This is a genomic window from Arthrobacter sp. 2YAF22_2 (assembly GCF_052114645.1).
In the GTDB taxonomy this organism is placed as follows: domain Bacteria; phylum Actinomycetota; class Actinomycetes; order Actinomycetales; family Micrococcaceae; genus Arthrobacter.
Genome location: NZ_JBFRFD010000272.1, coordinates 1 through 5,039 on the forward strand (window position 1 = coordinate 1; position 5,039 = coordinate 5,039).

Annotated in this window: 4 protein-coding genes; 2 read left to right on the forward strand and 2 right to left on the reverse strand. The window is 69.2% G+C overall.

Annotation, left to right across the window (positions count from 1 at the left end; genetic code table 11):
* Positions 1–183: 183 nt before the first annotated feature.
* A complete protein-coding gene (locus AB4Y86_RS11910; protein WP_441402437.1) occupies positions 184–735 on the forward strand; it encodes a dihydrofolate reductase family protein in 552 nt (183 codons plus the stop codon).
* Positions 736–772: 37 nt separating this feature from the next.
* On the opposite strand, the gene AB4Y86_RS11915 is transcribed toward AB4Y86_RS11910, so the two are convergent.
* Positions 773–2,776 carry a vWA domain-containing protein gene (locus AB4Y86_RS11915; RefSeq protein WP_441402438.1) on the reverse strand — a complete coding sequence of 668 codons (2,004 nt, stop codon included), beginning with the start codon at positions 2,774–2,776 and terminating at the stop codon, positions 773–775.
* 20 nt (positions 2,777–2,796) lie between these two features.
* Positions 2,797–4,185 (reverse strand): sigma 54-interacting transcriptional regulator, encoded by a 1,389-nt coding sequence (locus tag AB4Y86_RS11920; protein ID WP_441402439.1) that lies wholly within the window; start codon positions 4,183–4,185, stop codon positions 2,797–2,799.
* An 87-nt stretch (positions 4,186–4,272) separates the two neighbouring features.
* On the opposite strand from AB4Y86_RS11920, the gene AB4Y86_RS11925 reads away from it, so the two are divergent.
* Positions 4,273–4,950 (forward strand): MSMEG_4193 family putative phosphomutase, encoded by a 678-nt coding sequence (locus AB4Y86_RS11925; RefSeq protein ID WP_441402440.1) that lies wholly within the window; start codon positions 4,273–4,275, stop codon positions 4,948–4,950.
* Positions 4,951–5,039 lie beyond the last annotated feature (89 nt).

The following is a 5,039-nucleotide window of genomic DNA, read 5'->3' on the forward strand; positions in this document are numbered from 1 at the left end:
GGACCWGGGCCAGGACGGTCCGGGCGGCGGAGGGCACGATGCGGCCTCGGAAGGCGCTGCCACCAACGGCTGACCCGCTGCGGGCGGCTGCCCCGGATCGCGGTTTGGCCGCGGTTTGGGGTATTCCCTGCCTCAAGATCTGCCGCTAGGGTGCAGTCAAAGACCCAGCTACGAGGAGAACCCATGCGCAAAGTAACGGCCGGCCTGTTCAGTTCCGTGGACGGCGTGGTGGAAGACCCGTTCCGGTGGCAGTTCGACAGCTTCGACGAGGAGCTGGGGGCGGGCATGGGCGAGATGATGGGCCGGATCGACGCCGGGCTTTTGGGCCGCGTCGGCTACCAGCAGTGGGCGGAGTACTGGCCCAACGCAGAGGCCGACGCGGATTTCGGCGGCTTCATCAACCCGCTGCCCAAATTCGTGGCGTCCCGGACCCTCACCGGCGAGCTGGCTTGGCAAAATTCGCAGCTGATCGTTGGGCCGCTGGAAGACTTCGTCGCGGGCCTGAAGGACGGCGACGGGGGCGACATCGGCGTCTTCAGCAGCATCTCGCTGGTCCGCCAACTGTTGTTCGCCGGGCTGCTCGACAGCCTGATGCTGATCGTCCATCCCGTGGTCGCGGGCACCGGCCGCAGGCTCTTCGCCGACGGCGACCCGCTCACCCGCCTGGAACTTCAGTCATCCCAGCAGACCAGCAAGGGCAACATGATCCTGAGCTACGGGCTCCGCGCCGGCTGACAAGCGCGTCCCTGACCCTGAGTCGTCGTCAGGCCGCCTAGGAGGCCCAGTCGGCCTCGTCGTAAGGCCTTCCACGGAAGTGCGCGCGCAGGTACTCCCCCACCACGGCGGCACCCAGGTCCCCGGTCTCGGGCGCGACGACCCGGCCGCCGACCCGGCGGACCACGCGCTGGACGAACTGCTCGAGGCCCGGGTCATGGCCGAGCCGGAAGACGGTGGCCTGCGTGCCGGCCCGCCCCAGCCGGTCGAGCTCGGCGACCGTGACGCGGATGGTTTCCGGGTCCGGCGGCCAGGAGAACCAGGACTCGCCGTCGGGCAACAGGTGTGCGGTGGGTTCGCCGTCGGTCACTACGAGCAGGACGGGTTGCATCGACGGGTGCCGGCGGAAGAAGCGGTTGGCCAGCAGCAGACCGTGCTGCAGGTTGGTCCCTTGCTCCTGCCGCGCCGGCAGGGCGGTGAGCTCGCCAATGTCCATGGTCTGCGCGTAGCGGCCGAACGTGATCAGCTGCAGCCGGTCGCCGCGGAAACGGGTGGACACGAGGTGGTGCAAGGCGAGCGCGGTGCGTTTCATCGGCACCCACCGGCCCTCGGCTGCCATCGAGAACGACACATCGACCAGGAGGACGACGGCGGCCTGGGTGCGTGCCTCTGTTTCCGTCACCTCGATATCGTCAACGGCGAGGCGCAGCCCGCGGCCCGGATCGCCGCCGTCGGCGACCGTGCGGCTGATCGCATTGGTGATGGTGCGGGTGACGTCCCACGGCTCGGCGTCCCCGAACTGCCACTGGCGGCTGGAGCCGGTCTGCTCGCCGGCGGCGCCGGCGACGCGGGTCTCCCGTGGCCCCTGGCGGCCGGACAATTGCTTGGCGGTGTCCCGCAACAGCGTTCTGCCGAGCCGCCGCATGGCCTGCGGTGACAASCGGAGATCGCCGTCGGCGCCGCGGCGCAGGAGGCCTCCGTCCTGCATGGCCCGCTCGATCTCGGCGAGGGCGCGGGCCGTCACGGCGGCATTCTGCCCTAGCTGGCGGGCCAGGGCGTCCAGATCCAGATCGTCCAGGCGCGATCCGTTGTAGGACTGGGAGAGCTGTTCGGCGAGCTCGTCGAGCTCGGCGAGGTCTTGAAGCACGCCGGTGCCGTCGCCCAGGCCCAGCCCCTCCTGGCCCTCGAAGCGTTCGGAACCGGTCCAGTCCTCGCCCGGGCGCAGGGCGCGCAGGCTTGAGTCGAGTTGGTCGAGCTGGGCCATGAGTTCCGGCGAGCCGAATGCCTGGGCGGACAGGCTCATCAGCTCCTCGCGCTGCTCCCGGGACATGGACTGCAGCAAGCGCTGGGCCGCTGCCGCGCGCTGGGCCAAGGCGTCGATCAACTCCTCGACGGACTGGGGGTTCTCCGGAAAGAATTGTCCGTGCCGGGCCATGAAGTCCTGGAAATCCGCGTCGGTGTCCTCGCCGCGCCGGTGCTTGTCCAGCAGCTCGTTGAGGTCGCCCAGCATCTCGCTCACAGCGGCGCGGTCCTCGTCGGTGGCGCCCTCAAGGGCCTGCTTCATGCCGGCGAACCGTTGGTCCAGGACCTCCCGCCCGAGCAACTCCTTGATCCGGTCATAGGCTTCCCGGGCTGTGGTGGACTGCCAATCGTAGGACGCGAGTTCGTTGACAGCTGCGGCCGTGGACGGCGGCAGGTTCTGCAGCTGCAGCTCCCGGAAGGCGCGGTCGGTGTTGTCCATCATGGCGTCGCGGGCCAGCTGCTTGCGCTCCTCCAGCACCGCGGTGTCGAGCAGTTTCCGAACCTCGTCCAGGGTGCCGTCCAACCGGTGGCGGTCCAGCAGTTCACGCCGGCGCTGCTGGACCCGGCCGGCGAGGTCGTCGAGCCCTTCCCGGTTCCGGCCACCGCGCCGCAGGAATTCCTGCAGGGCACTGCGGGGCGAGTAGCCGGCCATGACTTCCTCGGCGACCGCGTCGAGCGCCTCCGCCAGGTCCACCGGCGGCGCCAGCGGATCGGGTCCCCCGGTGTACCGGCCGTACCTGGACCGGTTGTGAACGCCCATGATGCCGCCTATCCCTAGTGTCAGCCGTAGATGGTGGCCTCGTCGTCGGACTCCTTCGAAATCCGGCGTGCGAGGTAGAGGCCTTCCAGCGCCAGTTCGATTGCGGCGGCGCGCTGCCCGTCGTTTTTCGCGTCCAGCCGCCCGCTGATCTCGTCGTAGAGGCGCGAGCCGTTGAGGGCAGGAAGGTTTTCGAGAAACTCCCGCGCCGTGACCTGTTCCCCGGTCGTCACTGTCGTGTGGCCGTTCAGTGCCGCCACCAGCGGCCCGAGGTCGAGCCCGTGGTAGTGCGCCCGCACGGCTTCGGCGGTGGCCGTGCGCAGGAGGTGATCGAGGACGGCCTCTTCCCGCCCCTCTTCACCCGATTCGAACTCAATCTTGCCCGTGAGGACCTCCACGGCGCTCTCCAGGTCCACGATCCGCGCGACCGCCTCCTCTTCCCCGCGCATGCTGGCGCGGCGCCGCGCCGCCGCGGCGACGGTCTCGGCGCCCGCGATGGCGAACCGCGCCGACACCCCAGAGGTCTGGTTGATCGCCGGAGACAGCCGCAGCGCACGGGTGTAGCGGGCCAGGATCTCAAGAATGACGGGTGGCACGTCGGCCACAAGCCGGCCCTCCTGGTGGATGACGGCGACCTCGTCGTCCAGCTCTATCGGGTAGTGGGTGCGGATCTCGGCGCCGAAACGGTCCTTCAGCGGCGTGATGATCCGGCCGCGATTGGTGTAGTCCTCCGGGTTGGCGGACGCGACGACGAGCACGTCGAGCGGCAACCGCAGCACGTAGCCGCGGATCTGGATATCCCGCTCCTCCATCACGTTGAGCATCGCGACCTGGATCCGCTCGGCGAGGTCGGGAAGCTCGTTGATGGCGATGATGCCGCGGTTGGAGCGCGGCACGAGACCATAGTGGATGGTTTCCGGGTCCCCGAGCAGGCGCCCCTCGGCCACCCGCATAGGGTCAACGTCGCCGATCAGGTCGGCGACGGACGTGTCCGGCGTGGCGAGTTTCTCGACGTAGCGTTCGGAGCGGTGGCGCCACGCCACCCGCAGCCGATCGCCTTCGGCGAGCGCACTGGCACGGGAGTGCTCCGTGATCGGTTCGTAGGGATGTTCGTTCAGTTCCGATCCCTCGATCACCGGTGACCACTCGTCGAGCAGTCCCGCCAGCGTGCGGAGGAGCCGGGTCTTGCCCTGTCCCCGCTCACCAAGCAGAACGACGTCGTGCCCGGCGATCAAGGCCCGCTCAAGCTGCGGGAGGACGGTCCGGCCGAATCCGTAGATCCCGGGCCACGGATCGCGGCCGGCGGCGAGCGCCGCGAGCAGATTGTCGCGAATTTCGTGGCGCAGGTCTTTGTGCACGTGGCCGGAGGCACGCAGTTCGCCAACGGTGAAGATATCGGGGCGGTCACTCACCTCTCTACGGTAGTCCTCGTACGGGCGCGGAATCGAGGGAATTGCGCGGAATTTTCCCCCGCTGGCGCCCAGGACGAAATACGCTGGATGCTGATGAATGCTTCAGCGCCGTCCGCTCCACCGGATGCTCCGTCGACGGCGGACACCACCCTCCTCCTCCTGGTCCGCCACGGGGAGACGCCGACGACGGGCACGGTGCTGCCGGGGCGGGCCCCGGGGCTGCACCTGTCCGACCGCGGCCGCGTCCAAGCCGAGCGCGTTGCGGATCGGCTCGCGGGCTTGTCCGTCAATGCGATCTATTCGTCACCGTTGGAGCGTGCCAGCGAGACGGCAGAGCCGGCGGCTGCCCGCACGGGACTGGCAGTGAACCGCGACGACGGCCTGCTTGAATGCGACTTTGGCGACTGGACCGGCGCCGCGATCGCCGATCTGGCGGCTTTACCGGAGTGGCAGACCGTGCAGCACAGCCCGTCAGAGTTCCGCTTCCCGAACGGCGAGAGCTTTCCGGAGATGCAGGCGCGGATCGTCGGAGCGCTGCAGGCACTGCGTACCGACCACGCCGGCGGCGTCGTGGTGTGCTTCTCCCACGCCGACCCCATCAAGGCCGCCGTCGCCCACGCCCTGGGCACGCCCCTGGACCTCTTCCAGCGGATCGTCATCAGCCCCGGCTCGGTGTCGGCCATCGCGTTCGTGGACGGCCAGGACCCCGCGGTGCTGATGGTGAATTCGACGTCGGAACCCCTCAGCGGGCTGAGGGCACAGTGAGCGAGGGAATCCGGTGTCCGGCCAGGAGCTGACGTTGCTCACCGAGGGGCGCGTCGAGCTGCTCGGACTCATCCCGCGCAGCAGCAACG